General features: G+C 49.3%; 21 protein-coding genes. 7 read left to right on the top strand and 14 right to left on the bottom strand.

Annotation, left to right across the window (positions count from 1 at the left end; genetic code table 11):
• Window positions 1-28: 28 nt before the first annotated feature.
• Complete coding sequence (locus tag NNX04_RS20855) at window positions 29-1951, bottom strand: PrkA family serine protein kinase (protein WP_007643838.1); 1923 nt, start codon at window positions 1949-1951, stop codon at window positions 29-31.
• A gap of 316 nt (window positions 1952-2267) precedes the next feature.
• Here NNX04_RS20855 and aat point away from each other — a divergent pair, with 316 nt between their 5' ends.
• The 3 genes from aat (at window position 2268) to infA (ending at window position 4138) form a co-directional block, all read left to right on the top strand.
• The gene (gene aat, locus NNX04_RS20850) at window positions 2268-2981 is read left to right on the top strand and encodes a leucyl/phenylalanyl-tRNA--protein transferase (protein WP_261947057.1); all 714 of its coding nucleotides are present in this window, start codon (window positions 2268-2270) and stop codon (window positions 2979-2981) included.
• A gap of 22 nt (window positions 2982-3003) precedes the next feature.
• Window positions 3004-3711: an arginyltransferase gene (locus NNX04_RS20845; RefSeq protein WP_261947056.1), complete on the top strand. Its 708-nt coding sequence runs from the start codon at window positions 3004-3006 to the stop codon at window positions 3709-3711.
• A gap of 208 nt (window positions 3712-3919) precedes the next feature.
• Complete coding sequence (gene infA, locus NNX04_RS20840; RefSeq protein WP_007643841.1) at window positions 3920-4138, top strand: translation initiation factor IF-1; 219 nt, start codon at window positions 3920-3922, stop codon at window positions 4136-4138.
• Window positions 4139-4251: 113 nt separating this feature from the next.
• Here infA and clpA read toward each other — a convergent pair whose 3' ends face one another.
• Both clpA and clpS read right to left on the bottom strand, forming a co-directional pair.
• Window positions 4252-6543, bottom strand: coding sequence for an ATP-dependent Clp protease ATP-binding subunit ClpA (gene clpA / locus NNX04_RS20835; RefSeq protein WP_007643842.1), 2292 nt, complete (start codon window positions 6541-6543; stop codon window positions 4252-4254).
• 141 nt (window positions 6544-6684) lie between these two features.
• Window positions 6685-7056 (bottom strand): ATP-dependent Clp protease adapter ClpS, encoded by a 372-nt coding sequence (gene clpS, locus NNX04_RS20830; RefSeq protein WP_040392735.1) that lies wholly within the window; start codon window positions 7054-7056, stop codon window positions 6685-6687.
• 319 nt (window positions 7057-7375) lie between these two features.
• Between clpS and cspD the strand changes: the two genes are divergently transcribed.
• Entirely contained in the window at window positions 7376-7627 is a 252-nt protein-coding gene (gene cspD, locus NNX04_RS20825; RefSeq protein WP_261947055.1) for a cold shock domain-containing protein CspD, read from the top strand.
• 90 nt (window positions 7628-7717) lie between these two features.
• Here cspD and NNX04_RS20820 read toward each other — a convergent pair whose 3' ends face one another.
• Window positions 7718-9943 carry an NADP-dependent isocitrate dehydrogenase gene (locus NNX04_RS20820; protein WP_261947054.1) on the bottom strand — a complete coding sequence of 742 codons (2226 nt, stop codon included), beginning with the start codon at window positions 9941-9943 and terminating at the stop codon, window positions 7718-7720.
• Window positions 9944-10180: 237 nt separating this feature from the next.
• Here NNX04_RS20820 and NNX04_RS20815 point away from each other — a divergent pair, with 237 nt between their 5' ends.
• Window positions 10181-10984 carry a pseudouridine synthase gene (locus tag NNX04_RS20815; RefSeq protein ID WP_441303065.1) on the top strand — a complete coding sequence of 268 codons (804 nt, stop codon included), beginning with the start codon at window positions 10181-10183 and terminating at the stop codon, window positions 10982-10984.
• A gap of 81 nt (window positions 10985-11065) precedes the next feature.
• Here NNX04_RS20815 and mazG read toward each other — a convergent pair whose 3' ends face one another.
• The 4 genes from mazG to cysM form a co-directional block, all read right to left on the bottom strand.
• Window positions 11066-11860, bottom strand: coding sequence for a nucleoside triphosphate pyrophosphohydrolase (gene mazG / locus NNX04_RS20810; protein WP_261947053.1), 795 nt, complete (start codon window positions 11858-11860; stop codon window positions 11066-11068).
• Window positions 11861-11888: 28 nt separating this feature from the next.
• A complete protein-coding gene (gene relA, locus NNX04_RS20805; RefSeq protein WP_007643852.1) occupies window positions 11889-14135 on the bottom strand; it encodes a GTP diphosphokinase in 2247 nt (748 codons plus the stop codon).
• 109 nt (window positions 14136-14244) lie between these two features.
• A complete protein-coding gene (gene rlmD, locus NNX04_RS20800) occupies window positions 14245-15747 on the bottom strand; it encodes a 23S rRNA (uracil(1939)-C(5))-methyltransferase RlmD (RefSeq protein ID WP_261947052.1) in 1503 nt (500 codons plus the stop codon).
• A gap of 89 nt (window positions 15748-15836) precedes the next feature.
• Window positions 15837-16727, bottom strand: a complete 891-nt coding sequence (gene cysM, locus NNX04_RS20795; RefSeq protein ID WP_007643865.1) for a cysteine synthase CysM — start codon at window positions 16725-16727, stop codon at window positions 15837-15839.
• Between the two features lie 213 nt (window positions 16728-16940).
• Between cysM and NNX04_RS20790 the strand changes: the two genes are divergently transcribed.
• The gene (locus NNX04_RS20790; RefSeq protein ID WP_261947051.1) at window positions 16941-19748 is read left to right on the top strand and encodes a response regulator; all 2808 of its coding nucleotides are present in this window, start codon (window positions 16941-16943) and stop codon (window positions 19746-19748) included.
• 49 nt (window positions 19749-19797) lie between these two features.
• Here NNX04_RS20790 and recO read toward each other — a convergent pair whose 3' ends face one another.
• Genes recO through lepA form a run of 6 tightly spaced genes read right to left on the bottom strand, consistent with a single transcriptional unit; the run spans window position 19798 to window position 25341 of the window.
• Window positions 19798-20511 (bottom strand): DNA repair protein RecO, encoded by a 714-nt coding sequence (gene recO / locus NNX04_RS20785; RefSeq protein ID WP_007643873.1) that lies wholly within the window; start codon window positions 20509-20511, stop codon window positions 19798-19800.
• A 9-nt stretch (window positions 20512-20520) separates the two neighbouring features.
• Complete coding sequence (era, locus tag NNX04_RS20780; protein ID WP_007643875.1) at window positions 20521-21441, bottom strand: GTPase Era; 921 nt, start codon at window positions 21439-21441, stop codon at window positions 20521-20523.
• A 55-nt stretch (window positions 21442-21496) separates the two neighbouring features.
• Complete coding sequence (rnc, locus tag NNX04_RS20775) at window positions 21497-22177, bottom strand: ribonuclease III (protein ID WP_261947050.1); 681 nt, start codon at window positions 22175-22177, stop codon at window positions 21497-21499.
• Window positions 22178-22180: 3 nt separating this feature from the next.
• Window positions 22181-22609: a DUF4845 domain-containing protein gene (locus NNX04_RS20770; RefSeq protein WP_151058558.1), complete on the bottom strand. Its 429-nt coding sequence runs from the start codon at window positions 22607-22609 to the stop codon at window positions 22181-22183.
• A gap of 33 nt (window positions 22610-22642) precedes the next feature.
• Entirely contained in the window at window positions 22643-23491 is an 849-nt protein-coding gene (gene lepB / locus NNX04_RS20765; protein WP_007643881.1) for a signal peptidase I, read from the bottom strand.
• Between the two features lie 50 nt (window positions 23492-23541).
• A complete protein-coding gene (gene lepA, locus NNX04_RS20760) occupies window positions 23542-25341 on the bottom strand; it encodes a translation elongation factor 4 (protein WP_007643883.1) in 1800 nt (599 codons plus the stop codon).
• Window positions 25342-25396: 55 nt separating this feature from the next.
• On the opposite strand from lepA, the gene NNX04_RS20755 reads away from it, so the two are divergent.
• The gene (locus NNX04_RS20755) at window positions 25397-25525 is read left to right on the top strand and encodes a hypothetical protein (RefSeq protein WP_261947049.1); all 129 of its coding nucleotides are present in this window, start codon (window positions 25397-25399) and stop codon (window positions 25523-25525) included.
• Window positions 25526-25528: the final 3 nt, after the last annotated feature.

Raw genomic sequence — 25528 nt, 5'->3', positions numbered from 1 at the left:
CACACATCAATAACCGCCCGATAATCAGTTACTGGGATTTTCTTACTCTCAAATACCACTCAGATAGCAAGCGCACTTGTTTTTCGGTATAGCCGCGCTCCACCATGCGCTGTACAAAGTCCTGATGTTTTTTCTTGTCCTGCACCGAGGCTTTGGCATTGAAAGAAATAACCGGCAGTAGATCCTCGGTATTGGAGAACATTTTTTTCTCAATCACTATGCGCAATTTTTCATAGCTACGCCAATCCGGGTTTTTACCGGCGTTATTGGCTTTGGCACGCAACACAAAATTGACAATTTCGTTGCGGAAATCCTTGGGGTTACTAATGCCCGCTGGTTTTTCAATTTTCTCCAGCTCGTCGTTTAATGAAGCGCGATTAAGAATTTCACCGGTTTCATGATCGCGATACTCTTGATCCTGAATCCAGAAATCCGCATAGGTAACATAGCGATCAAAAATATTTTGCCCATACTCCGCGTAGGACTCCAGATAGGCGGTTTGAATCTCTTTACCGATAAAGTCCACGTACTTGGGCGAAATGTATTCTTTTAAGGCATTGAGATATTTGTCTTGCACCTCTTTGGGGAATTGTTCCTGTTCAATTTGCTGCTCCAACACATACATTAAATGTACTGGGTTAGCGGCAATTTCTGTTGGATCAAAATTAAACACTTTGGATAAAATCTTAAACGCAAAGCGGGTAGACAAACCTGTCATACCTTCGTCCACACCAGCAGCGTCCTTGTACTCCTGCAAAGATTTTGCGCGAGGATCTGTATCCTTTAAATTTTCCCCGTCATAAATTCGCATTTTGGAGAAAATATTGGAGTTCTCCGGTTCTTTAATACGAGACAACACCGTAAATTGCGCAAGCATACGCAAGGTGTCGGGAGCACAGGGCGCTTTGGAGAGCGAACTGTTTTGCAACAATTTCTCGTAAATTTTCATCTCCTCCGTCACACGCAAACAATAAGGCACTTTGACGATATAAACCCGATCGATAAAGGCCTCATTGTTTTTGTTGTTGCGGAAGTTTTGCCACTCGGATTCGTTGGAGTGCGCCAGAATAATGCCATCAAATGGAATAGCGCCCAGCCCTTCGGTACTATTGAAGTTACCCTCTTGCGTTGCGGTTAAAAGTGGATGCAAGACCTTGATGGGTGCCTTGAACATTTCCACAAATTCCATCAAACCCTGATTGGCGCGACACAAGCCGCCGCTGAAGCTGTAGGCATCCGGATCGTTCTGCGGAAATTCTTCGAGCTGACGAATATCCACCTTACCTACGAGCGATGAAATATCCTGATTGTTTTCATCGCCTGGTTCGGTTTTAGTAATCGCAATTTGTTCAAGAATAGAGGGGTAAACCTTCACTACTTTGAATTGGGTAATATCGCCATTAAACTCCCGCAGCCGTTTGGCGGCCCAAGGCGACATAATAGTTTTTAAATAGCGCCGCTGGATACCGTAATCCTCTTGCAGGATTTTTCCATCCTCATCGGCGTTAAACAAACCTAAGGGCGATTCAAAAACCGGCGAACCCTTGATGCAATAGATGGGCATTTTTTCCATTAAGGATTTAAGCATTTCTGCCAGCGAGGATTTACCGCCGCCCACTGGACCAAGCAAATACAAAATTTGCTTTTTCTCCTCCAAACCTTGTGCAGCGTGCTTGAAAAACGAGACTATCTGCTGAATAGCCTCTTCCATACCGTAGAATTCATTAAAGACCTTATAACGCTTCATTATCTTGTTAGAAAAAATTCGACTGAGGCGCGGGTCTTGTGAGGTGTCAACCATCTCGGGTTCACCGATGGCCATTAACATACGCTCCGCAGCGGACGCGTAGACACTGGGGTCTTTTTTGCAGAGCTCCAAATATTCCTGAATTGATAATTCTTCCTGCTGTGTCGTTTCGAAACGCTCGCGGTAATGACTAAAAATACTCATGATCTACCTCGGGTTAGCAACTTAAGCGGCAAAAGACAGACAATCAAACTATTAACAAAATTCCACCCTAAAACGCATTTAAATATTAGGTTCATTCATACTACTAAGCATAGCCCTAAAATTTACAAGCACTCAATGCAATAACAATTTATTGACTCGTATCTCACTGGAAATTTACACTCAAAAAACGCGCCAACTACGGATAAAAATGCGCGATTATTTTTATCCGAGCGTGACTTGAACACACTTATTGATATAGCCACCGCTTATCTATAAACCTATTCATATATACGTAAGTTTTTCAAAATAGGATTGCATGACTTCACTTAGCTGGTTAGATACTAACAACCTCTGTTTTCCCGACCCGTCGCAAGCATTAGAAGATCCGGATGGCCTGGTCGCTGCTGGGGGCGATCTATCACCCGAACGGATTTTGGCGGCTTATCGCAAAGGAATATTTCCCTGGTTTAATCCCGGCGATCCTATTCTTTGGTGGAGCCCCAACCCGCGCACGGTCATCTTTCCCGAACAATTGCACCTATCCAAAAGCTTGAGCAAAACCCTGCGCAAGGGAATATACCGGGTGACTTTTGATCATTGTTTTGAAGCGGTAATGCGCGCCTGCGCTGCGCCGCGCAGTTATGCCGACGGCACTTGGATCAGCGAAGAGATTATTGCGGGCTATTGCGCGTTACATAAACGCGGTTTTGCTCACTCGGTGGAAGTTTGGCAGAACAATGAATTAGTAGGCGGGTTGTATGGCATTGCTTTAGGACGGGTATTTTTTGGGGAATCCATGTTCAGCCGTGCCGATAATGCATCAAAAGTAGGCTTTGCTCATTTGGTGCGGCAGTTACGCCATTGGGATTTTCAATTAATCGACTGCCAAGTGGCTAACGATCATTTATTTAGTTTGGGGGCAATTGAAATCCCGCGTGAAGAATTTCAGCAAATACTGATAAACTTTACTCAAGAACCTGCAGTGTATTCTTTGCCTTGGTCAAGCCTTACGATTGAACCTTGGGCATAACACGGATCTGCGCGAGGCAATCATGTCCGATCTCTCTACCCTCAAGTTATTTGCCACTCAACCTCACCCTTGTAGCTATTTGAATGGGCAAGAGGCAACGACGGTTTTTGTAGATCCGGCAGCCGAAATAGACCCTTCGCTTTATACCCAATTGTCACAACTTGGCTTTCGTCGTAGCGGCGCACATTTGTATCGCCCGCAATGCCTGCGTTGCCAGGCTTGTGTGTCCTGCCGTATTCCCGTCAGGTTATTTAAACCTAATCGTTCACAGCGCCGCTGTTTACAGCAGAACAGCGATATTTCACTAAATATCACTAACAACATAAATACCGAAGAACACTACAGCCTCTATGCGCGCTACATCGAAAACCGCCACCAAAGCGGTGATATGTATCCTCCCTCGGAAGAGCAATACAAGGCATTTTTAACCAGTGAATGGGGAATCACCCAGTTTATTGAGCTGCGTTTGGGTGAAAAACTTATTGGGGTTTGTGTTTGCGACCAACTGGGGGACGGATTGTCAGCGGTTTACACCTTCTACGAGGCTGGGCTTGATCAGCGCAGCTTGGGCAAGTTCGCCATACTGGCGCAGATTGAAAAAGCACGCAGCATGAATCTGGATTATGTCTATTTGGGTTATTGGATAAAGGAATGCGACAAGATGAAATACAAGATCCAATACCGCCCGCTGGAACTATTGGTCAACCGCCGCTGGATGCGACTTAACTAGGCCATTACCGCAGCCGCACAGATCACCGCACGATCTGTGCTCATATTTGCAGCGAAGTTACTGCATAATTCACTCAAAAACTGCCTTTTATGGGCTTTCCCCTTGGCGCCGCTGGTTAATTAAGGCACAATTCACGCCTATTTTTTTACCCCCTCCTGTCGCACCCTGCAACAGGCAAGAACTATTGAAAACCTGAGGAAACTGCCGCATGGCAAAAGACGATTGCATTGAATTTGAAGGCGAAGTGGTTGATACACTGCCCAACACTACCTTCCGCGTAAAATTGGAAAATGGACATGTGGTTATCGCACACATCTCCGGCAAGATGCGCAAAAACTATATCCGTATTCTTACTGGCGACAAGGTCAAGGTTGAGATGACTCCCTATGACCTGACTAAAGGTCGTATTACTTACCGCGCTCGTTAATCCCCCAAGCCCTGCTGAAATGGCAGGACTGATAGAAAAATACCGCGAGTAAGCAACAAAAAAGCCGCAATTAGCGGCTTTTTTGTTTTTTCCCTTTTTCGAATCAGAGCAGATCAAGCTGGTTGTGCGTGCTTGGCATTGACCTCAATAGTGAGCTTGTCTTCCACCGCATCCACATCTACCGTAACCGTTCCACCACCGTGAGACAGAGAACCAAACAGTATCTCCTCCGCCATTGGTTTTTTCAGCTTGTCTTGAATCAACCGTGCCATAGGGCGAGCCCCCATTTTTACGTCGTAACCGTGAATTGCCAGCCACTCACGTGCCGCATCGCTAATGTCGAGCGTTACGTGCTTATCGTCCAACTGGGTTTGCAATTCCATCAAGAACTTATCAACTACAGTTTTGATGGTATTCAAGGTTAGCGATGCAAACTGCACAATCGCATCCAGGCGGTTGCGGAACTCCGGCGTAAACATCTTTTTAATCGCTTCCATACCATCGGTGGTGTGGTCTTGATGGGTAAAGCCGATAGACGCCCGGCTCATCACTTCAGCACCCGCGTTGGTGGTCATAATCAAAATGACATTGCGGAAATCCGCTTTGCGCCCATTGTTATCGGTCAGACTACCGTGATCCATAACCTGCAACAGTAAGTTAAAGACTTCTGGATGCGCCTTTTCAATTTCATCTAACAACAACACGCAATGGGGTTGTTTGGTGATGGCATCCGTCAACAAACCACCCTGATCAAAACCGACATAACCCGGTGGTGCACCAATCAAACGCGATACTGTATGGCGCTCCATATATTCGGACATATCGAAGCGAATTAACTCCATACCCATACATTGCGCCAACTGGCGGCAGACTTCGGTTTTACCTACCCCGGTGGGGCCTGCAAAAAGGAAGGAACCAATAGGCTTCTCCGCTGAACCCAAACCGGCGCGCGACAGTTTAATCGCGGTGGACAAAGTATCGATGGCCTCATCCTGACCAAATACGGTCATCTTCAAATTCTGATCCAGCTTACGCAGCTGTTCTTTGTCAGAAGACGACACACTTTTTGGAGGAATGCGCGCGATTTTGGCAACGACGTTTTCCACATCTGTTACGCCAATTGTTTTTTTGCGCTTGCTGGGCGTTTGCAATTGTTGATACGCACCAGCTTCATCAATTACATCGATTGCCTTATCGGGCAGGAAGCGATCGTTAATATAACGCTCTGCAAGTTCAGCTGCCGCACGCAAGGCAGCATCGGTGTAACGCAAATTGTGATGCTTCTCGAAACGGCTCTTTAACCCTTTCAATATTTGGTATGTTTCGTCGACAGTCGGCTCATTAACATCCACTTTTTGGAAACGACGGGAAAGCGCGCGATCCTTATCAAAAATACCGCGGTATTCCTGATAAGTGGTTGAGCCCATGCAGCGGATTTCACCAGATGACAGCAGTGGCTTAAGCAAATTGGAAGCATCCATTACCCCGCCCGATGCAGCGCCTGCACCGATAATGGTGTGAATCTCATCGATAAACAAAATAGAGTTCTTTTGCTTTTTCAGTTCGTTCAGCAAACTTTTGAAGCGCTTTTCAAAATCACCGCGATATTTGGTACCGGCCAATAAAGCACCCAGGTCCAGCGAATAGACAACACTATCCGCCAAGGTCTCGGGCACATCACCATCCACAATGCGCTTTGCCAAACCTTCTGCAATAGCGGTTTTACCCACACCGGATTCACCCACCAACAGGGGGTTATTTTTGCGGCGACGAGCGAGAATTTGACAGACACGCTCCACTTCAAATTCACGACCAACCAACGGGTCGATGCGCCCCTGCATTGCGGCTTCGTTTAAATTACTGGCGAAATTTTCCAGTGGGCTTTGTGAACTTGATTCGCCACTAACGGATTCTTCATCCTGATTTTCTTGCGGAGCTTGATGATCGTGGCTGTGATCGCTACTGCCACTTACTTTGTGAATACCATGGGTGATGTAATTCACCACATCGATACGCGCAATACTTTGTTGTTTGAGGTAGTAAACAGCCTGGCTTTCCTGCTCACTGAAAATCGCAACCAACACATTCGCGCCAGTAACTTCTTGTTTGCCAGAGGACTGCACGTGAAACACGGCGCGTTGTAATACACGTTGAAAACCGAGCGTAGGTTGGGTTTCCCGCTCAGAGTCGTGTTCGGGGATTAAAGGGGTGGTGGAATCGACAAATTCGATCAGCTCTTTACGTAAACTGATTAAATCTGCCCCACACGCACGCAACACATTCGCAGCCGAATCATTATCGATGAGCGCCAGAAGTAAATGCTCAACAGTCATAAATTCGTGACGCTTGGAGCGCGCACCTTTGAAAGCAAGATTTAAGGTTACTTCCAGATCTTTACTTAACATTGCGCATACCCTCTTCTAGCCAACAAATTTAAAATCTCTTCGCACTGCAGTGACCTTATCTAAACCGTCAACAGCTGAATAACATCTGAACAATCCCATAAGCAATCGATATTACAGCCCTAAAAAGATTGTCAAACTGCTTTAGTCACTATCTTCTACCGCTTCTATTTCACACAGCAGCGGGTGCTGATTCTCTCTTGCATATTGATTCACTTGCGCGGCTTTAGTTTCAGCTATATCCCGAGTATAGATGCCACAAACCGCTTTGCCGTGAACATGTACCGTTAACATCACATGTGTTGCTTTCTCGCGCGACATGGAAAAAAACACTTCCAATATTTCCACCACAAAATCCATTGGGGTGTAATCGTCATTTAGCAACATCACCTTGTACATGGGTGGACGTTTTAGCTTCGGCTTTTCCGTTAGAACAGCAAGGCCGCCATCCGACTCATCAACAGAATGATCATCGTCTTTAGCTAAGGTTAGTTGAAGGTTTTGGAGATTGCCCATAGAGATTCAATACAAAATAAAAATGATTGGTCGACAAGCCGCATTGTACCCCATTGGCATAACAAGCCCTAATGGGCGTTGATACGGATGAATGCTTGACTTTGGGTCAAATGTTGGATAAAAAAAGACCGCCGACGTACACAAATACGTCATATTGTGCGGATTGCGCCTAAATCGTTTTAGTAGGCCGCACAATGAGCATGCTTCACCTGGAGTAGAGCACCAAGTCCATACCCCCGAGTTGTTCTAACACTTGGGAAAATAATAACGATAGCGATACCAATTTTTCCAGGTATCGCGCGGACAGAAGGATTCAATCATGCCTACAGGCACAGTTAAGTGGTTCAATAACGCAAAAGGTTATGGCTTTATCCTGGCGGACGAAGGTGGCGAAGATCTATTTGCACACTATTCGGCCATCGCGATGGAAGGTTATAAAACCTTGAAAGCCGGACAGGCCGTTAGCTTTGAGATTACCAAGGGCGACAAAGGCTTGCATGCCGTCGAGATCAAAGTACCTGAAGCCACCGCACAGCCAATTAGCCATCACGCCAAGGCTATCCCTGCCTAGCTAATAAAAAAGGCATCAAGAAAAAAGCCCCCCGTATCACTACGGAGGGCTTTTCGCGTTGTTCACACTTAATGCAACGCTTTAGAGCTATTACACCAAGCTGGCCAATACCGCATTAAAGGTTGCACTTGGGCGCAAAGCCGCAGAGGCTTTGGCCACATCGGGACGGTAGTAACCACCCAAATCAACCGGCTTGCCAGAAGCAGCTTTGAGTTCATCCACAATCTTGGCTTCGTTTTCAGTCAAGGTTTTGGCTACCGGTGCAAATTGCGCTTGCAATGCAGCATCTTCAGTTTGGGCAGCCAAGGCTTGCGCCCAGTAGAGCGCCAGGTAGAAGTGACTGCCACGGTTATCCAATTCACCCGCCGCACGACCGGGAGACTTGTTTTCATCGAGGAACTTGCCGTTAGCTTGATCCAAGGTCTTGGCGAATACTTTGGCTTTAGCGTTGTGAGTCACATTGCCAAAGTGATCCAGCGATTCAGCCAGAGCCAGGAACTCACCCAGTGAATCCCAGCGCAGATGGCCTTCCTCTACAAACTGTTGCACGTGTTTCGGTGCAGAACCACCAGCGCCAGTTTCAAACAGACCGCCGCCGTTCATCAAAGGAACAATCGACAACATTTTTGCAGAGGTGCCCAGTTCCATAATCGGGAACAGATCGGTGAGGTAATCGCGCAATACGTTACCGGTCACAGAGATAGTGTCTTTACCGGCACGGATACGGTCGAGCGAGTATTGAATCGCCTCTTCCGGGGTTTTGATGTAAATCTCGAGGCCGCTGGTATCGTGGTCTTTCAGGTAGGTAGTTACCTTGGCGATCAGTTGGGCGTCGTGCGCGCGTTTTGGATCCAACCAGAACACCGCTGGAGTGCCTGATGCGCGGGCGCGATTAACGGCCAGTTTTACCCAATCCTGGATGGGTGCATCTTTCACTTGGCACATACGGAAGATATCGCCCTGCTCAACCGCTTGTTCAATCAACACTTTGCCCGCTGCATCTACTACACGTACAACACCGTCAGCAGCGATTTGGAAAGTTTTGTCATGTGAACCGTACTCCTCAGCGGCTTGCGCCATCAGGCCTACGTTAGGCACGCTGCCCATAGTGGTTGGGTTAAACGCACCGTGTTTTTTACAATCGTCGATAACCACTTGGTAGATACCGGCGTAGCAGCGATCAGGAATACAGGCTTTGGTATCTTGCAGTTTGCCTTCGGTATTCCACATTTTGCCGGAATCGCGAATCATCGCTGGCATGGAGGCATCTACAATCACGTCGCTCGGTACGTGCAGGTTGGTGATGCCCTTGTCGGAATTCACCATCGCCAATGCGGGGCGAGTGGCGTACAGCGCTTTGATGTCGCCTTCAATTTCCGCTTGTTTATCCGCTGGCAGGGATTTGATTTTAGCGTAGAGATCGCCCAAACCGTTGTTCAGGTCTACGCCCAACTCGCTCAATACCGCCGCGTGTTTTTCCAACACTGGCGCGTAGAACACCGAGACAAAGTGACCGAAGATAATCGGGTCAGACACTTTCATCATGGTGGCTTTCAGGTGTACAGAGAGCAATACACCTTGGTTTTTAGCGTCTTCAATTTGCGCGGCGATATAGCTGCGCAGTGCTTTTTTGCTCAGTACCGAGGCATCAATAATTTCGCCAGCGAGGACTTTTACTGTCTCTTTCAATACTTTAGTGCTGCCATCGTTGGCAACCAATTCGATTTTTACACTGCCCGCCTCAGCGATCAGCGCTGACTTTTCGCTGCCGTAGAAATCACCCGCCGTCATGTGTGCCACGTGAGATTTGGAGTCAGCCGCCCAAGCACCCATTTTGTGCGGGTTTTTACGCGCGTAGTTTTTGACTGACAGTGGTGCACGACGATCCGAGTTACCTTCACGCAATACCGGGTTTACCGCAGAACCTTTAATTTTGTCGTAACGCGCTTTTGCGTCTTTTTCATCGTCATTCGATGGCACTTCAGGGTAATCAGGCAGGTTGTAACCCTGTGCTTGTAATTCTTTAATCGCGGCCTTCAGCTGCGGGATAGACGCACTGATATTCGGCAGCTTGATAATGTTGGCTTCCGGCGTAGTCGCCAGTGTGCCGAGCTCAGCCAGGTGATCGCCAATACGCTGGGCTTCAGTCAAACGCTCGGGGAATGCAGCAATGATGCGGCCAGAGAGCGAAATGTCGCGAGTCTCGATGGCAATGCCGGCAGTTTTGGTGAAGGATTGGACTATGGGGAGTAAAGAGTAAGTTGCTAAGGCTGGGGCTTCGTCAGTTTGGGTATAGATAATTTTTGAATCAGTCATTTACAGATGGCTCCATCAATTCATGCGGCTCGGCCTTGTGAGCTCTACCATTAACAGTATGAAAATTTAGAAAAAGAGCCCCGCCACAGGGAACTCCCCCTTGCCAGAGCGCGGCGATTCTACACCTCCGCCGCTTTTTATGCATGGATTAGTTGCTATGGCAGTGGGCGCGATCTCGGATAGAATCGCGTTTTTGGTTGATGCCCCGCTCGTTCCCTGTCAATTGTGTAGTGATTTATGGCCACCCTGATTCTGTTCAATAAGCCCTTTGGCGTGCTCTCGCAATTCACCGATGGTGAAGGCCGTGCCACACTCAAAGACTATATCAACGTACCTCAGGTCTATCCCGCCGGGCGGCTCGACCATGATTCCGAGGGCTTGCTACTGCTCACCGACGATGGCGATTTGCAGCACTACATTAGCCACCCCGCCCACAAACAGCCCAAAACCTACTGGGTGCAAGTCGAGGGAGCGCCCAACAGCTATGCCCTGACTAAACTGCGCCAGGGTGTTGAACTGAACGATGGCATGACCCAACCCGCCGAAGTGCGCTTGATTGCCACCCCCAAACTCTGGGAGCGGGTTCCGCCGATCCGCACACGGGTAAATATTCCCACCCAATGGTTGGAAATTGTGATCACTGAAGGGCGCAATCGCCAAGTGCGACGTATGACAGCCGCGGTCGGTCACCCTACCCTGCGTTTGGTGCGGGTAAAAATTGGCAACTGGACACTGGAGGGAATCGAACAAGGTAAATACAAGACTGAAAACGTCAATATTCCCGCATCGGCGATTAAATCCGTTGGGCGAGCAGTGCCACGCAACAAATCGCAACGCCCTGCGCACAATAAACCAGCGGGCAACCCACAACGGCCAGAGGCTAATCACAAGAGTGATAAACCCGCTCGCTCGAGCACCAAAACTGGCGCGGGCAAGAATCCCAGCAGTAAACTGGCCGGACAAAAACCCGCCGCCCCCAAACCGGCGGTTAAAACTCTAGTGATCCAAAAACCCAAGCGCAAATTGGATACAGACCAATAACGAAAACACCAACAAAAAAGGCGCCAGAGGGGCGCCTTTTTTGTTACTAATCTAACTACCGCTTTGTGCCGCGAACCGCAGCTACTGCTGTTTTGCCTCATCCCAGAGCAGATTCATTTCATCAATCGTCGCGTCGGTTAAGGGTTTGGGCGAATGCGTTTCGATATAGTGAAAACGCTGCTCAAACTTGTGATTGGCGCGACGCAATGCCTGTTCTGGGTCGATTTTTTGGTAGCGGGCAATGTTTACTACCGCAAACAATAAATCACCCAGCTCTTCTTCCAGCGCCTGTTGATCACCCGAGTCCAACTCGGCTTCCACTTCCAGCAATTCTTCACGCACTTTGGCGATAGGGCCGTAGACATCATGCCAATCAAAGCCCACGCTGGCGGCGCGCTTTTGCAGTTTGGCCGCACGGCTCAGCGAGGGCAGATTTAACGGCACATCGGCCAGTAAACCCTGCGCACCTTTGGCAGCACGCTCCTGCTGTTTGATTGCCTCCCAGCGCGCTTTGACATCGACCGGCAAGGTATGGCGATTGTCTACGCGGCTGTGCAAGGTTCCGTCGGGAAAGACGTGTGGGTGGCGACGAATCAGTTTGGCGACCAAATCCGATACTACGCTCGCAAACTCAAAACGCTGCTCCTCTTGGCCCAATTGGCTGTAGAAAATTACCTGAAACAGTAAATCGCCCAACTCTTCTTTTAAGTGGACAAAATCCTGCTTTTCAATCGCATCAACCACTTCATAGGCCTCTTCCAACGTGGAGGGAGCGATGCTGGCGTAGTCCTGTTTGATATCCCAGGGGCAGCCGGCTTCAGGGTCGCGCAGGCGCGCCATTAAATAGAGCAAATCGTCGATGCTGTACTGACTCACAAGTTATTCCTGATGTTTGGCAGCGCGCCTAGTGTTTACGGCGCGCGGAGGCGATGTTGGGCAGCTGGTTGAGTTTGGTGAGTATGCGACTCAACTCATCAAAGCCGCGAATCTCCACGGTCACCTGCATATCCACGGTATTTTTGCGTTTATCCGACAAGGTTTGCATGGCCACAATATTGATGCGCTCGGTATCCAGCAACACGGTGATGTCTTTGAGCAGACCATAGCGGTCGTAAGCTTCAATCACTATATCCACCGAGTAGAGGCTCTGCGGTGTTTCGCCCCACTCCACTTTGATAATGCGCTGGGGTTCATCGGCCTGCAGCTGCAGAATGTTGTTGCAATCCTGACGGTGAATGGACACGCCTTTGCCCAGGGTGATGTAGCCGGTAATGGCATCACCCGGCACCGGATTACAACAGTTTGCGATTTGGGTAAGCAAGTTGCCCACACCTTCGATGTAAAAATCCGAATCCTTTTTCTGGCGCGTCGCTTTACTGCTTTTAAACGGAATCAGCGGCTGCTGCGGATTGGCGTCATCCAGTTGTTTTTGCGCGGCATTTAATACCTGGCCGACACCGATATCGCTGGCGCCAACGGCGGCGTAGAGGTCATCAAGGCTATTGAAGTGCAGCTTTTGCGCCAGCGCTTCGAAGTCCAAATCCAGCAGCGCCAGACGTTTGAATTCGCGATCCAGCAGCGCCTGACCTTCGGCGATGTTTTTATCGCGCGCTTGCTGTTTAAACCAATGCTGGATTTTGGCGCGGGCGCGACCGGTATTCACATAACCCAAGGCCATGTTGAGCCAGTCGCGACTGGGCGATTCCAATTTACCGGTAAGAATTTCCACCTGATCGGCATTGGTGAGCTGGTAATTAAGCGGCACTATGCGGTTGTTGACCTTAGCACCACGGCAGCGATGGCCGACATCGGTGTGGATCTTGTAGGCAAAATCAAGCGGCGTGGCGGTGCGTGGTAAATCCACCACATGACCTTCCGGCGTAAAGACGTAGATACGATCCTGATTCACCGCGCGCAGGTCGTCCTGCAGGTGGGATGGATCGCCACCCAGCTCCTCGTGCCACTCCAGAACTTGGCGCAGCCAGGCGATTTTCTGCTCGTAGCCATCCTGGGTCGCTTTGGTGTCGGTGCCCTTATAGCGCCAGTGAGCACACACCCCGAGCTCAGATTCCTCGTGCATTTCCTGGGTGCGGATCTGGATTTCCAACACCTTGTTTTCCGGCCCCCACACGGCGGTATGCAGCGAGCGGTAGCCGTTCTCTTTGGGCGAAGCGATGTAGTCGTCAAACTCGTGGGGAATATTGCGCCAGAGGCTATGAACTATACCCAGCACGGCGTAACAATCGCGCACTGTCGGCACCAAAATACGCACCGCGCGAATATCGTACACCTGTGAAAAGGGAATGCCCTTGCGCTGCATTTTGCGCCAGATGCTGTAAATGTGTTTGGCCCGCCCGCCCACCGAACCTTCAATACCGGCTTTTTTCAACTCGCTGCGCAGCCGCTCCAACAGCTTGTCGATATATTCCTGGCGCGCTAACCGGCGCTCGTCCAACAACTTGGCGATGCGTTTGTAATCTTCGGGTTGCAGGTAGCGGAAGGACAAATCCTCCAGCTCCCATTTGATATGACCAATACCCAAGCGATGGGCGAGCGGCGCATAAATATCCGCCACTTCACGGGCTACTTGTCGACGGCGGTCAGCTTCGGCGTTTTTCACCGAGCGGATGGCACAAGTGCGCTCGGCCAATTTGATCAGCGCAACACGCACATCATCCACCATGGACACCAGCATTTTGCGAATTTTCTCCGCCTGCTCGACTGCTTGTGAACCTAATACCCGGTCTTCGTGCTCATTGCGCTGATAGCTGATGGCCGCCATACGCAGCACACCTTTTACCAACTTGGCCACGGTTTCACCAAAGCGGTTTTGCAATTCCACCAACGTAATTTTGTGCTCGCGCACGGCGCGGTAGAGAATCGCCGCTACCAGCGCATCTTGATCCAACTGTAAATCCGCGAGGATTTCCGCCATCTCCAAACCGATGCGAAAGCAGGAAAAATCCTCACCCCAGTTGTGATCGTCTTCGGCGTGAATATCCACCAGCGACAAACTGAGCTCCGCCGCACGACGCAGTTCGGCGCGACTGGTATCGGATTGCAGGGAGGACTTGTTCAAGCGGTCGATCCAGGCATCTATATCCACCTGACCATCGGCGGCTATAGGGTGATCTGCTCTGACTTTAACCATGAGGTTCGCCTTACTTATTCTTGCGTGCCACCGGCCGCGCAGGCCGGTAAACACATAAATTCAATCGAGGTTTGCATGCCCTTCGCTAACAAAAGGCGAATGGGTAGTTTTATTTCTTCAGCAAGAACAGCGCCATAGACTCAACATGGCTGGTATGCGGGAACATATCCAGCACACCCACCGCATCCAGCGCATAACCCACCTCGGCAAGCAGCGCTGAATCCCGCGCCAAAGTCGCCGGGTTGCAACTGACGTAGACAATTCGCTTGGGTGAAAGTTGCTTACCTATTACCCAGCGCTGAATGCTGGTAATAATGTCTTTTGCACCATCGCGGGGCGGGTCTAACAAGAGCGCATTAATGTTGCCCCCCAAGCGCTGCAATTGAGTATGGGTCATATCCGTCAGGTTCGCGGCGATAAATTTTGCGTTGCCGATATGCAAGGCCTCCGCATTTTCGCGCCCGCGCAACACCATGGATTCGACCGCCTCAATGCCCACTACCTCCGCGCACTGGCGCGCCATGGGCAGGGTGAAATTACCTATGCCGCAGAATAAATCGAGTGCGCGGTCATCCGGTTTCAGTGCCAATAATTCCAGCGCTTGGGCAACCATCAACTGGTTAACTTGCGGGTTAACCTGGGTGAAATCCTGCGGGTGATAGGCGAGCTTCAGGCCAGCCACTTCATAATGCAAACGTGGGTCGCAGCTATTGCCCTGCAGATCCGTGAGCCCCAGATTGCCGTTTGGCTCAAGCCAGACACTCACCTGCTGTTGTGCAGCCAACTGTGCCAGCGCGCTCAAATCAGCCTCGGCCAGTTTTTTGGTGTGACGGACAATAATCGCACTATTACTGAGCGAACCATCGGCTTGCCCTTTAACCAGTTCGACATGGGTAACCGCTTTGGCCGCACGCAATTCGGTTAGCCAGACACGCAATGGCGCGAGCAATTTGTTCAACTCGGGCGCCAATACCAAACACTGATCGACCTGGGTAATTTGGTTGCTGTAGTGCTGACGAAAGCCAAGGCTCACACTGCCATCATCTTCATACCAAACGCCCAAACGCGCACGGCTGCGATAACCGGTATCCGCCAAGGTAATCGGTGCAAGCACACGCTTTGGCTCTACCCCGCCCCAGCGTTTTAATTGCTGCAGCAGCGAATCCTGTTTCATCAGCAACTGCTGGGACGGTTGCATATGTTGCAACTGACAGCCGCCGCACTGTGCGTAATGCACGCAAGGCGGCGCAACCCGCTCAGGCGATGCCTCAATCAACTGATCAACCCGTGCATCGATAAAACGCGCATGTTCTTCCACCAAACGGGCGCTGACGGTTTCATGCACTAACGCACCGGCGATAAAAATAGTTTTTCCGTCCAGATCAGCCACACCTCGACCATCGTGGCTTAAACGGTCGATAGTGAATTCACCCAGGCGTTTATTAAATTGTGGCAACACCTTTTCCGCCGCGCGCGGTTGATTGCGGCGCGGCGCGTCATCGCGCACATAGACTTTGCCATCCGCTTTTTTGGGACGCGGCTTTTTACCGAGCAGGCTGCCGCCTTTTTTAGCAGAGCCGCCGGAGGGAGTTTTGCCGTTTTTGTGTGCCATGAAAAAATCCGCTAAAAACAAACTATAAAAGTACGCTGGCTATCGCCGCAAAAGCGAAACCCCACCATCACCGAGGAAGAAAGAAATTATTACTGATTGAATAAACCGGACGATAAATAACGGTCACCGCGATCACAAATAATCGCCACTATCACCGCATTTTCCACCTGTTGGCTCAGTTCCAATGCCGCCGCCACTGAGCCACCGGATGACACGCCGCAAAAAATACCTTCTTTGCGCGCCAGCTCGCGCATGGTTTGCTCTGCCAAGGCTTGGGGCATATTTACAATGCCATCCACGCGGTCGCGCTCGTAAATTTTGGGCAGATAGGCTTCTGGCCAGCGGCGAATGCCAGGAATTTGCGCCCCTTCAGACGGCTGCAAACCAATAATCTGAATAGCCGGATTTTTTTCTTTGAGAAAACGCGAGGTCCCCATAATAGTACCGGTGGTGCCCATGGAGCTGACAAAATGGGTGATGGTGCCACCGGTCTGTTGCCACAATTCCGGGCCAGTAGTGGTGTAGTGGGCAAGCGGATTATCGGCGTTACCAAATTGATCGAGCACCTTGCCCTTACCCTCTGCTTGCATTTTTAGGGCGAGATCACGCGCGCCTTCCATGCCCGCTTCTTTGCTGACTAAAATTAGCTCCGCACCATAAGCCAACATGGAGGCCTTGCGCTCCGCAGTGGAATTGTCGGGCATGATTAAAATCATGCGGTAGCCTTTGATCGCCGCCACCATCGCCAGGGCGATGCCGGTATTGCCGCTGGTTGCTTCAATTAAGGTATCGCCTGGCTTGATGTCGCCGCGCAATTCGGCGCGACTGATCATGGACAGTGCGGGACGATCTTTTACCGAGCCCGCTGGATTATTGCCCTCCAGCTTCACCAGCAAGGTATTGCTGGTCACACCGGGCAGGCGCTGCAAGCGCACCAGCGGAGTATTACCAACAAATGCTTCAATGGTGGGGAATTCCATACTGACCTCGGAGTGGTTAAATCAGGTTACAAGCCGGCTTTTATTTGGCGGAAGGAGCTATGCTTTTCCACGCTACCGTTGCGCAGCCGCGCGGGAGGCGGCTATTCTACCCGCGATCACCCTGCCTGCGAACACTTGGTGTTAAAACTTACTGCTCGCCACTGGACTATTAGCCAATTTCCGGATTACCACAAAAATAAGGCCCGCGTTGTTATGAATCCTGTCAGCAAAAATAAACACAGCAATATTAAATCTGATGTCTGGCGCCTGATTTTTATCCCCTCGTTTATCATCATTATTCTCATCGCCACCAGCCTGACCTATTTGTGTATCTCGCAAATTAATAAATTTATCGATTTACGCGGGAGCTTGCTTGCACAAAAGACTGCGCACCTGCTGCACAAACCCATCCTTGAAAACAATGCCGAATTAATCCAGCACATTTTGGATGCCTCGATTGAAGAACCTTATATACGTGCAATACGCGCTTACCATGCCGATGCCAAACAACATTTTCATAGCGGCCCACAATTTATGGGGGGCGATGATGCAAGTGCCCCGAGTATGGATGCCCCCACCGAATACCGTACCTATCGCACCCTGCGTTTTTCTCACCCACTGGTCAGTCGCAACAATACCAATACTATCGGTTGGGTTGAGCTGGAATTATTAACCGCGCCGTTTGCAGTAGTGCGCTACGAAGCCATTGTACTCACCATTGCTATTACTATTTTATGTTTGATTATCGGCGCTTACTTTGCGATCTCACTCTACTACCGCATTACTGAACCATTGGAACACATCAATAATGTGGTGCAGGGTTTGGCGCGCGGGCGACTCAATGAGCGGGTTGAGCAACAACACTCGCGCGAGTTTTTAGGGCTTGCTGAATCAATCAATACCATGGCGGATTACATGGAAGCGGCGCAGGCGGATATGCAATCGCATATCGACCACGCGATTGAAGACCTGCGCGAAACATTGGAAACCATTGAAATTCAAAACGTGGAATTGGACCTTGCGCGCAAAGAAGCCTTGGAAGCCAGTCGGGTGAAATCTGAATTTCTCGCCAATACCAGCCATGAAATTCGCACGCCACTCAATGGAATTTTAGGGTTTATCAACCTTGCGTTAAAAACGGACCTTAATGAACAGCAGCGCGAATATATGGAAACGATTCGCGACTCTGCGCAAAACCTGTTAACTGTGATTAACGGTATTCTCGATTTCTCCAAGATTGAGTCCGGTAAACTCACACTGGATTACGCACCGCTGCCAATTCGCCACTCCATCGATGAAGTGCTACATATTTTTGCACCGGATGCACACGATAAAAATTTGGAATTGATAAGTTATGTAGAGCGCTGCATCCCTAAAAACTTATTGGGTGATGCATTACGCTTTAAACAAGTGCTATCCAATCTGGTGAGCAATGCCATCAAATACAGTACGTCAGGTAACATCATCATTGATGTCAGTATTTTGCAGCGTCAGGAAACACAAATCACGCTCAAAGTCTGTGTGAGCGATGAAGGCATAGGGCTGTCGCGCGAAGAGCAGGAGCAATTGTTTAGCCCCTTTATTCAAGCCGATTCCTCCAGCAGTCGCGAGCACGAAGGCACCGGACTTGGCCTCGCGATTTGCAAAGGTTTGGTAGAGCGTATGAACGGTGAAATAGGCGTAGTGAGTGAGCCAGATAAAGGTTCCACCTTTTGGTTTACGGCACGCCTTGGCATAGACAAACGCCAACCTGCTCCCAATCAATTGGCCAACCTGAGCGACTATCGCATTTTGTTGTGTGGCGAAAATCCCGCATCCATCAAACAATTAAATAACTTATTGCACGAGTGGAATGCCAATACGCAGAGCATTCCCGCCATACATGACTGCTTCCCTATGCTGCGCAGTGCCCGCGATGAACATAAAAGTTTTGATTTGTTGATTTTGGATATCCCACCCAACGAGCGAAAAATCCCACCCATTTTATTAAATAATCTCGCTGAGCAACTGCATACTGAATTTAACTGCACACTCATTGCCTGCTGCACCACAGCGCATCAACGATTGTTCCGCTCCTATGCAGAAAAATCCCGCGTATTATTTATTAACAAACCTACATCCTATGATGCACTGCTGCAAACGCTCGGGCGACAACTGGATTTGCACATTAAAGATCTGCGCGAGCAGGATGACGAAGAAGCGCTGCGCCCTAGCGCCAGCGTGTTATTAGTGGATGATAACCCGGCCAATTTGCAGTTGGCTTCAGAGTTATTGCGCGGCTTAAATACTCAGGTAGTGCAAGCAAACAGCGGCAAGCAAGCGATTGAAGCCTGCAGCGAACACGAGTTCGATGTGATTTTTATGGACATCCAAATGCCCGGCATGGATGGCATGGAAGCGACACGCCATATTCGCGCACTCGAACAAGGTAAACGTCGCACGCCAATTATTGCGCTAACAGCACATACCATTACTGAGCAAAAAGCGGAACTATTAATTGCGGGCATGGATGACTGCATCAGTAAACCCGTCAACGAATCACAACTGGCGCACATTATTAATCGCTGGGCCACGCTTACCGGCAAAAAAGAAGTCGTCATCCAGATCGAAGAAAAAAGCACTAACAAACCAGGAATTCCCACGGAGGATCACACTGGCTCAGTAGATATAAACCTCTGCTTAAAACTCGCCAACAATAAACCGGCGCTGGCACGCGACATGTTAAGTATGCTGTTGGCGGGATTAGAAAGTGAAAAACAACAAATTAATGATGCGCTTAACAACGGTGATTTTGATGAGGCTGGGGAATTGATTCACCGTCTCTATGGCAGTAGCTGTTATTGCGGCGTGCCCCGCTTAAAGCACATCAGCGGCCTACTGGATAAATTATTTCAAAGCACACAATACGAGCAGGCACGCGATGCAATTCCCGCACTTAATCACGCATTGGATGATTTAATTCGCTGGGGAACCAATAAAGATATAGACGCGCTTTTTGGTTTGGAGAAAACACTCGCCTGATCAATTCAGACAGCATTCTGACCTGCAGTCACCTGACCGCTACGCGGTTTTACTCTGTAGGCTTGTGCTGAACAAATAATTCGCGACTATTGAGTGGACGACTACCAAGCAGTGGTTTGAGTAAGCGTCGCGCTAGTTGTTTGGCAGTAAGGCGAGTGATAGAGCTGGAATAGTCACCGACAGCAATTGCCAATAGCGCTTCACCTTTTAGTAAAAAGTGTTCAGGAATATCAGGAGCCGCACTAAAAAAACCCTCTTGGATATGACACTCATACCACCCTTCCGGCACTATAGCGCAATGGTTACGTGCATCCTGGGTGAAATCCAAGCCATAACCCAACTCCTCCAGCAATCTAAATTCAAAGGCACGCAACAAGGGCTCTATATCCTCACCCATTTGCAGCGCCTGCAAACTATGCTCATAAGCATGATAAATGCCATTATGGCTATCCATCTCTGGCAACAAACGCACCAGTAATTCATTCAGGTAAAAACCCGAATACAAGTGATTCGCCGTGAGTGAGAGGAAAAGGTTGTCCGATTCAAAACTAGTTAGCAACTTCATATCCGTTTTGCCCTGCCATGATACGAGCAGACGGCTAAAAGGATTGAGCAGTTGACGCTTGGGGGTTTTATTTTTACGCACACCACGCGCTACAGCGGTGACACGCCCATAATCGGGCGTGAGCAAATCGATAAGCAAACTGGTATCGCGATAGGGACGCGTGTGAAGGATATATGCGAGCTGCAGATCAACACGCATAAGCAGGCATTAAAACTCGTTATAACCGAGACTGCGCAAGGCGCGCTCATCATCTGACCAACCGGATTTTACCTTGACCCACAATTTGAGCATGATTTTCATCTCAAATAGCTTTTCCATATCAACACGCGCTTCGGTGCCGATTAATTTGATACGCGCACCCTTATCGCCAATCAGAATTTTTTTCTGGCCGTCGCGCTCCACCAAAATAAGCGCAGAGATATTGAGCAAATTACCTTCTTGTTTGAACTCTTCAATCTCAACTGCCATTTCATAGGGCAATTCATCGCCCAATTGACGGGTAATTTTTTCACGCACAATTTCTGCCGCCATAAAGCGCGAGCTGCGATCGGTAATCTGGTCATCCGGGTACATATGCACACCTTCGGGCAAACGCTCGGTGATCAGCGCCTCCAAACGATCCAAATTGGTATTGCGCAGCGCAGACATGGGTACAATTTCCGCGACGTTGAGTTTTTCTGACAGGGTTTGCAAGTGAGGAAGAAGGCTTTCTTTGTCTTCAATTTGATCCACTTTGTTCACGGCCAAAATAATCGGGCAAGGCAAGTGCTGCAATTTTTCAGCAACCGCTTCATCCTCTTCCGTCCAGATAAAACGATCCACGACAAACACCACTACATCGACATCTTTCATCGCGCTGGTGGCCGCTTTGTTCATGTAACGGTTAATCGCTTTCTGTTGCCCAAGGTGCATGCCAGGAGTATCGACAAAAATAATCTGTACATCGCCTTCGGTTTTAATTCCCACCACCGCATTACGCGTTGTTTGTGGTTTGCGCGAGGTAATACTGATTTTTTGCCCAAGTATATGATTGAGCAATGTCGACTTACCCACATTAGGACGACCTACAATGGCGACATAACCGCAGCGACTGGCCGATGAATGTTCTGTATCTGAAGTGAAGGTCATAGAATTACTAAATAAGGGGTTAGTTGTAAAAAAGCGCGTAGTTGAACAGGAAAAATCAATCGATTTTTAATTGCGCTAACATTAACGCAGCTGCTTGTTTTTCGGCTTCACGGCGGTTTGATGCTATAGCGCGGGTCGGTTGTTTAGCGAGCACAACGCGGCATTCAATAGTAAACACCTGAGCATGTCCTTCACCACCTACTTCAGCAACTACGTATTCAGGCAAGGGTTGGCGCTGTGACTGCAAATATTCCTGCAAACGGGATTTGGAGTCTTTAGCGCTGGTATTTGCGCTCAACTCATTGAGCCGTGGAGCAAACCAGGTGAGCACTCGCTCGCGGCAAACATCCAGACCGCTCTCCAAATAGATTGCACCAATAATAGCTTCTACACTATCGGCCAAAATGGAATCGCGGCTCTTGCCACCGGACTTAAGTTCACCTTCACCTAAAATCAGGCAATCACCCAGCTCAAACTCTCGCGCCAATAAGGCAAGTGTATCGCCCTTTACAATTTGTGAGCGCAAGCGACTTAACTGACCTTCACGCGCCTCGGGCAAACGTGTAAATAAAGCTTCACCAATAATAAAATTCAGAATGGAGTCGCCCAGGAATTCAAGGCGTTCATTATTGGTAGCGCCATGACTGCGATGGGTTAGCGCCAGCTGTAACTGGCGCTGGTCTTTAAAAGAGTAGCCGAGACGTTGTTCAAGGCGTTGGTATTTAAGTGTTAACACAAGTTATTTGGTCGCTGTAGCAGGCTTACAACATTGACCGGGACGGGAGCTGTCCAGATGATTTTGGAAACTCAACACCAAATCAATATTATAAAAAAGAGGAACACGGGTTTCGTAGTCAATTGTAATCAGCAGGTCTTCACTACGACGGTCAATTTTGATGTTTTTGGTCGGACCTTCACTGCGTACATTGTTGATCATATAAAAATTACCGAGCTTCTTTTTAATTTCAGCATCGGTCATTTGTTCTACTTTTTCGCCACCCGTTTCCAGCGAACGTAAGGCGGATTCAACGTAACGATTCTCCGCGTAGAGCGGGACCACTTTAAATGCAAACAACAAAAAGAAACCAGCAACCGCAATCACCAGCGCCCACTGCAACATACCTAAACCGCGCTGGCGTTTAATCGTTTTATATTGATTGGCTCGCATCAGGTTTAACTCCGGAGTTGAAAGGATAATAAATTATTGAATTACGCCCGCACGATCAAACGAGGGAATACTGAAGAACGAATCCCAATGCATCCAGACTGCAAAGGCTTTACCCACAATCGCGTCTTCCGACACCATACCCCATTCACGACTATCCAAGCTGTTATCGCGATTATCACCCATCATAAAGTAGTGCCCCGCCGGTACTACCCATGAACCCTGCATGCTTAACCGGCTGGGTCTTAGATATTTATGGGTGGTGAATGTCTTATCGTCAATTTTTTCGCTCGTCATTTTCAACACTGGTGCGCCGGCAGGCAACTGAGCGATGAGCTTTTCTTCCACAACCGTGCCATTAATAGTCAGCTGATGATTGTTGTAAGTGATGTGATCACCGGGGATACCGATCACCCGCTTAATATAGTATGTCTCTGGCGCATGGGGAGGAAAGAACACCATCACATCGCCACGCTGCGGTTTACCGATGGGGATTATTTCTTTATTTAATACCGGTGCGCGCACACCATAAGCGAATTTATTCACCAGAATAAAATCGCCTACTTCCAAGGTCGGAATCATGGAGCCGGAAGGAATTTGAAAAGGCTCAACCAAAAACGAACGCAGAAAGAAAACAATAAACAGTACCGGAAAAAACGATTTGGAATACTCAACCAGCATCGGCTCTTTGGCAGCAACCGCTTTGGCCTCCTCGTAAGCAGTTTTTTGCTGCTCGGATTCCAACACCATACCGCCAAATTGTTTTTCAACAGCCGCCACCTTTTGCTTGCGCGGGCGAGATAACACCAAGGCATCAAACAACCACACCAGACCAGTAATCAATACCGCGAGCGTGAGGATCAGAGGAAGGTTAATACTGCTCATCAAGTTTCCTTAGTGTGTTATTGGTCTGCGGTTACTATTATCGATATTTACTAGCTATCAATTTTCAGTACAGCAAAGAAAGCGGCTTGCGGAATTTCAACACTGCCCACTTGCTTCATGCGTTTCTTACCGGCTTTTTGTTTTTCCAACAGCTTTTTCTTACGCGTAGCATCGCCACCGTAACATTTGGCTGTTACATCTTTACGCAATGCTTTTACGGTTGAACGCGCAACGATTTGTCCACCAATAGCGGCCTGGATCGCAACGTCATACATCTGACGCGGAATCAGCTCTTTCATTTTCTCGGTGAGTGAACGGCCCATACTGTGGGCTTTATCGCGGTGCACAATAATCGCCAAGGCATCTACTTTTTCACTGTTGATCAATACGTCCAAACGCACGAGACTCGCCGCTTGGAAGCGAACAAAACTGTAATCCAACGAGGCATAACCACGACTCACAGATTTCAGTCGGTCAAAGAAATCGGTGACCACTTCATTCATCGGCAACTCATAACGCACGCGCACTTGGGAACCGGTGAACTGCAGATCTTTCTGCACGCCGCGCTTTTCGATACACAGGGTGATCACGTTACCCAAATGTTCTTGCGGCACGAGGATGTTGGCTTCAACAATCGGCTCACGCATTTCTTCGATAGAACCCGGATCCGGCAATTTGGATGGGTTATCAACAAAGATCACTTCGCCACCACGCTTCACCACCTCAAATACTACCGTTGGCGCGGTAGTAATCAGGTCGAGATCGTATTCACGCTCCAAACGCTCCTGAATGATCTCCATGTGCAACATGCCGAGGAAACCGACGCGGAAACCGAAACCCAATGCATCCGAACTTTCGGGCTCGTAAAACAAGGAAGCATCGTTCAATGTCAGCTTGGCCAAGGCTTCGCGGAAGTCTTCGAAGTCGTCGGAACTGATCGGGAACATACCGGCGTAAACCTGCGGCTTGATCTTCTGGAAACCTTCCAGCGCCTCAACATCAGGGGTTTGCGCGTGGGTGATGGTATCGCCCACGGGCGCGCCGTGAATGTCTTTGATACCGGCAACCACAAAGCCTACTTCACCCGCCTTGAGTTCTTTTAACTGGGTAGGTTTGGGGCTGAATACGCCCACACCGTCAACAATCTGCGCTTTGCCGATGGTTTTGGTAATGATTTTGTCTTTCAGGCGCAGGGTGCCCTGCTTTACGCGCACCAATGAGACAACGCCTAGGTAGTTGTCAAACCAGGAATCGATAATCAATGCTTGCAGCGGTGCATCCACATCGCCAACGGGTGGCGGAACCAAGCGCACCAACTCTTCCAATACATCTTCCATACCCAAGCCGGACTTGGCTGAACAACGAACGGCTTCGGTGGCATCAATGCCGATAATGTCTTCGATTTCCTGAGCGACACGATCTGGCTCTGCCTGCGGTAAATCCATCTTGTTCAAGACCGGAATTACCTCCAGACCCTGCTCGATTGCGGTGTAGCAGTTGGCAACTGATTGAGCTTCTACGCCCTGCCCGGCATCCACAACCAACAACGCACCCTCACAGGCCGCCAGTGAGCGCGATACTTCATAGGTGAAGTCCACATGGCCGGGGGTATCAATGAAGTTGAGCTGGTAGGTTTTACCATCGCGCGCCGTGTAATAAAGGGTCACGCTGTGGGCCTTAATAGTAATGCCGCGCTCGCGCTCCAGATCCATGGAATCAAGCACTTGCGCTTCCATTTCACGGTCACTCAGGCCACCGCACATCTGGATGAAGCGGTCGGCGATGGTGGATTTACCGTGGTCAATGTGGGCGATGATGGAAAAGTTACGGATATGGCTCAGGTCAGTCACAGGCGCTTAACTACTTTAAGATGATTAAAAAGATGAACCCCAACCAGGTTGGGACATGAAAAGAATGGGCGGCATTCTAGCCTATTTGCAGGGTGGGTGCTACGCGACCACTGGACGAGCCGTGACTTATGTTAAACCGCTGCCGGGCGCCGTTATTCGCCCGACAGCGGTAGGAAAGCGCTAAGGT

Source organism: Cellvibrio sp. QJXJ (assembly GCF_024452345.1).
Taxonomy (GTDB): Bacteria; Pseudomonadota; Gammaproteobacteria; order Pseudomonadales; family Cellvibrionaceae; genus Cellvibrio.
This window is presented reverse-complemented; position numbering and strand designations above follow the sequence as displayed.

Coding starts and splice junctions, on each gene's coding strand:
- NNX04_RS20855 (WP_007643838.1), bottom strand. CDS start 1,951: ATGAGTATTTTTAGTCATTACCGCGAGCGTTTCGAAACGACACAGCAG.
- aat (WP_261947057.1), top strand. CDS start 2,268: ATGACTTCACTTAGCTGGTTAGATACTAACAACCTCTGTTTTCCCGAC.
- NNX04_RS20845 (WP_261947056.1), top strand. CDS start 3,004: ATGTCCGATCTCTCTACCCTCAAGTTATTTGCCACTCAACCTCACCCT.
- infA (WP_007643841.1), top strand. CDS start 3,920: ATGGCAAAAGACGATTGCATTGAATTTGAAGGCGAAGTGGTTGATACA.
- clpA (WP_007643842.1), bottom strand. CDS start 6,543: ATGTTAAGTAAAGATCTGGAAGTAACCTTAAATCTTGCTTTCAAAGGT.
- clpS (WP_040392735.1), bottom strand. CDS start 7,056: ATGGGCAATCTCCAAAACCTTCAACTAACCTTAGCTAAAGACGATGAT.
- cspD (WP_261947055.1), top strand. CDS start 7,376: ATGCCTACAGGCACAGTTAAGTGGTTCAATAACGCAAAAGGTTATGGC.
- NNX04_RS20820 (WP_261947054.1), bottom strand. CDS start 9,943: ATGACTGATTCAAAAATTATCTATACCCAAACTGACGAAGCCCCAGCC.
- NNX04_RS20815 (WP_441303065.1), top strand. CDS start 10,181: ATGGCCACCCTGATTCTGTTCAATAAGCCCTTTGGCGTGCTCTCGCAA.
- relA (WP_007643852.1), bottom strand. CDS start 14,135: ATGGTTAAAGTCAGAGCAGATCACCCTATAGCCGCCGATGGTCAGGTG.
- rlmD (WP_261947052.1), bottom strand. CDS start 15,747: ATGGCACACAAAAACGGCAAAACTCCCTCCGGCGGCTCTGCTAAAAAA.
- cysM (WP_007643865.1), bottom strand. CDS start 16,727: ATGGAATTCCCCACCATTGAAGCATTTGTTGGTAATACTCCGCTGGTG.
- NNX04_RS20790 (WP_261947051.1), top strand. CDS start 16,941: ATGAATCCTGTCAGCAAAAATAAACACAGCAATATTAAATCTGATGTC.
- recO (WP_007643873.1), bottom strand. CDS start 20,511: ATGCGTGTTGATCTGCAGCTCGCATATATCCTTCACACGCGTCCCTAT.
- era (WP_007643875.1), bottom strand. CDS start 21,441: ATGACCTTCACTTCAGATACAGAACATTCATCGGCCAGTCGCTGCGGT.
- NNX04_RS20770 (WP_151058558.1), bottom strand. CDS start 22,609: ATGCGAGCCAATCAATATAAAACGATTAAACGCCAGCGCGGTTTAGGT.
- lepB (WP_007643881.1), bottom strand. CDS start 23,491: ATGAGCAGTATTAACCTTCCTCTGATCCTCACGCTCGCGGTATTGATT.
- NNX04_RS20755 (WP_261947049.1), top strand. CDS start 25,397: ATGAAAAGAATGGGCGGCATTCTAGCCTATTTGCAGGGTGGGTGCTAC.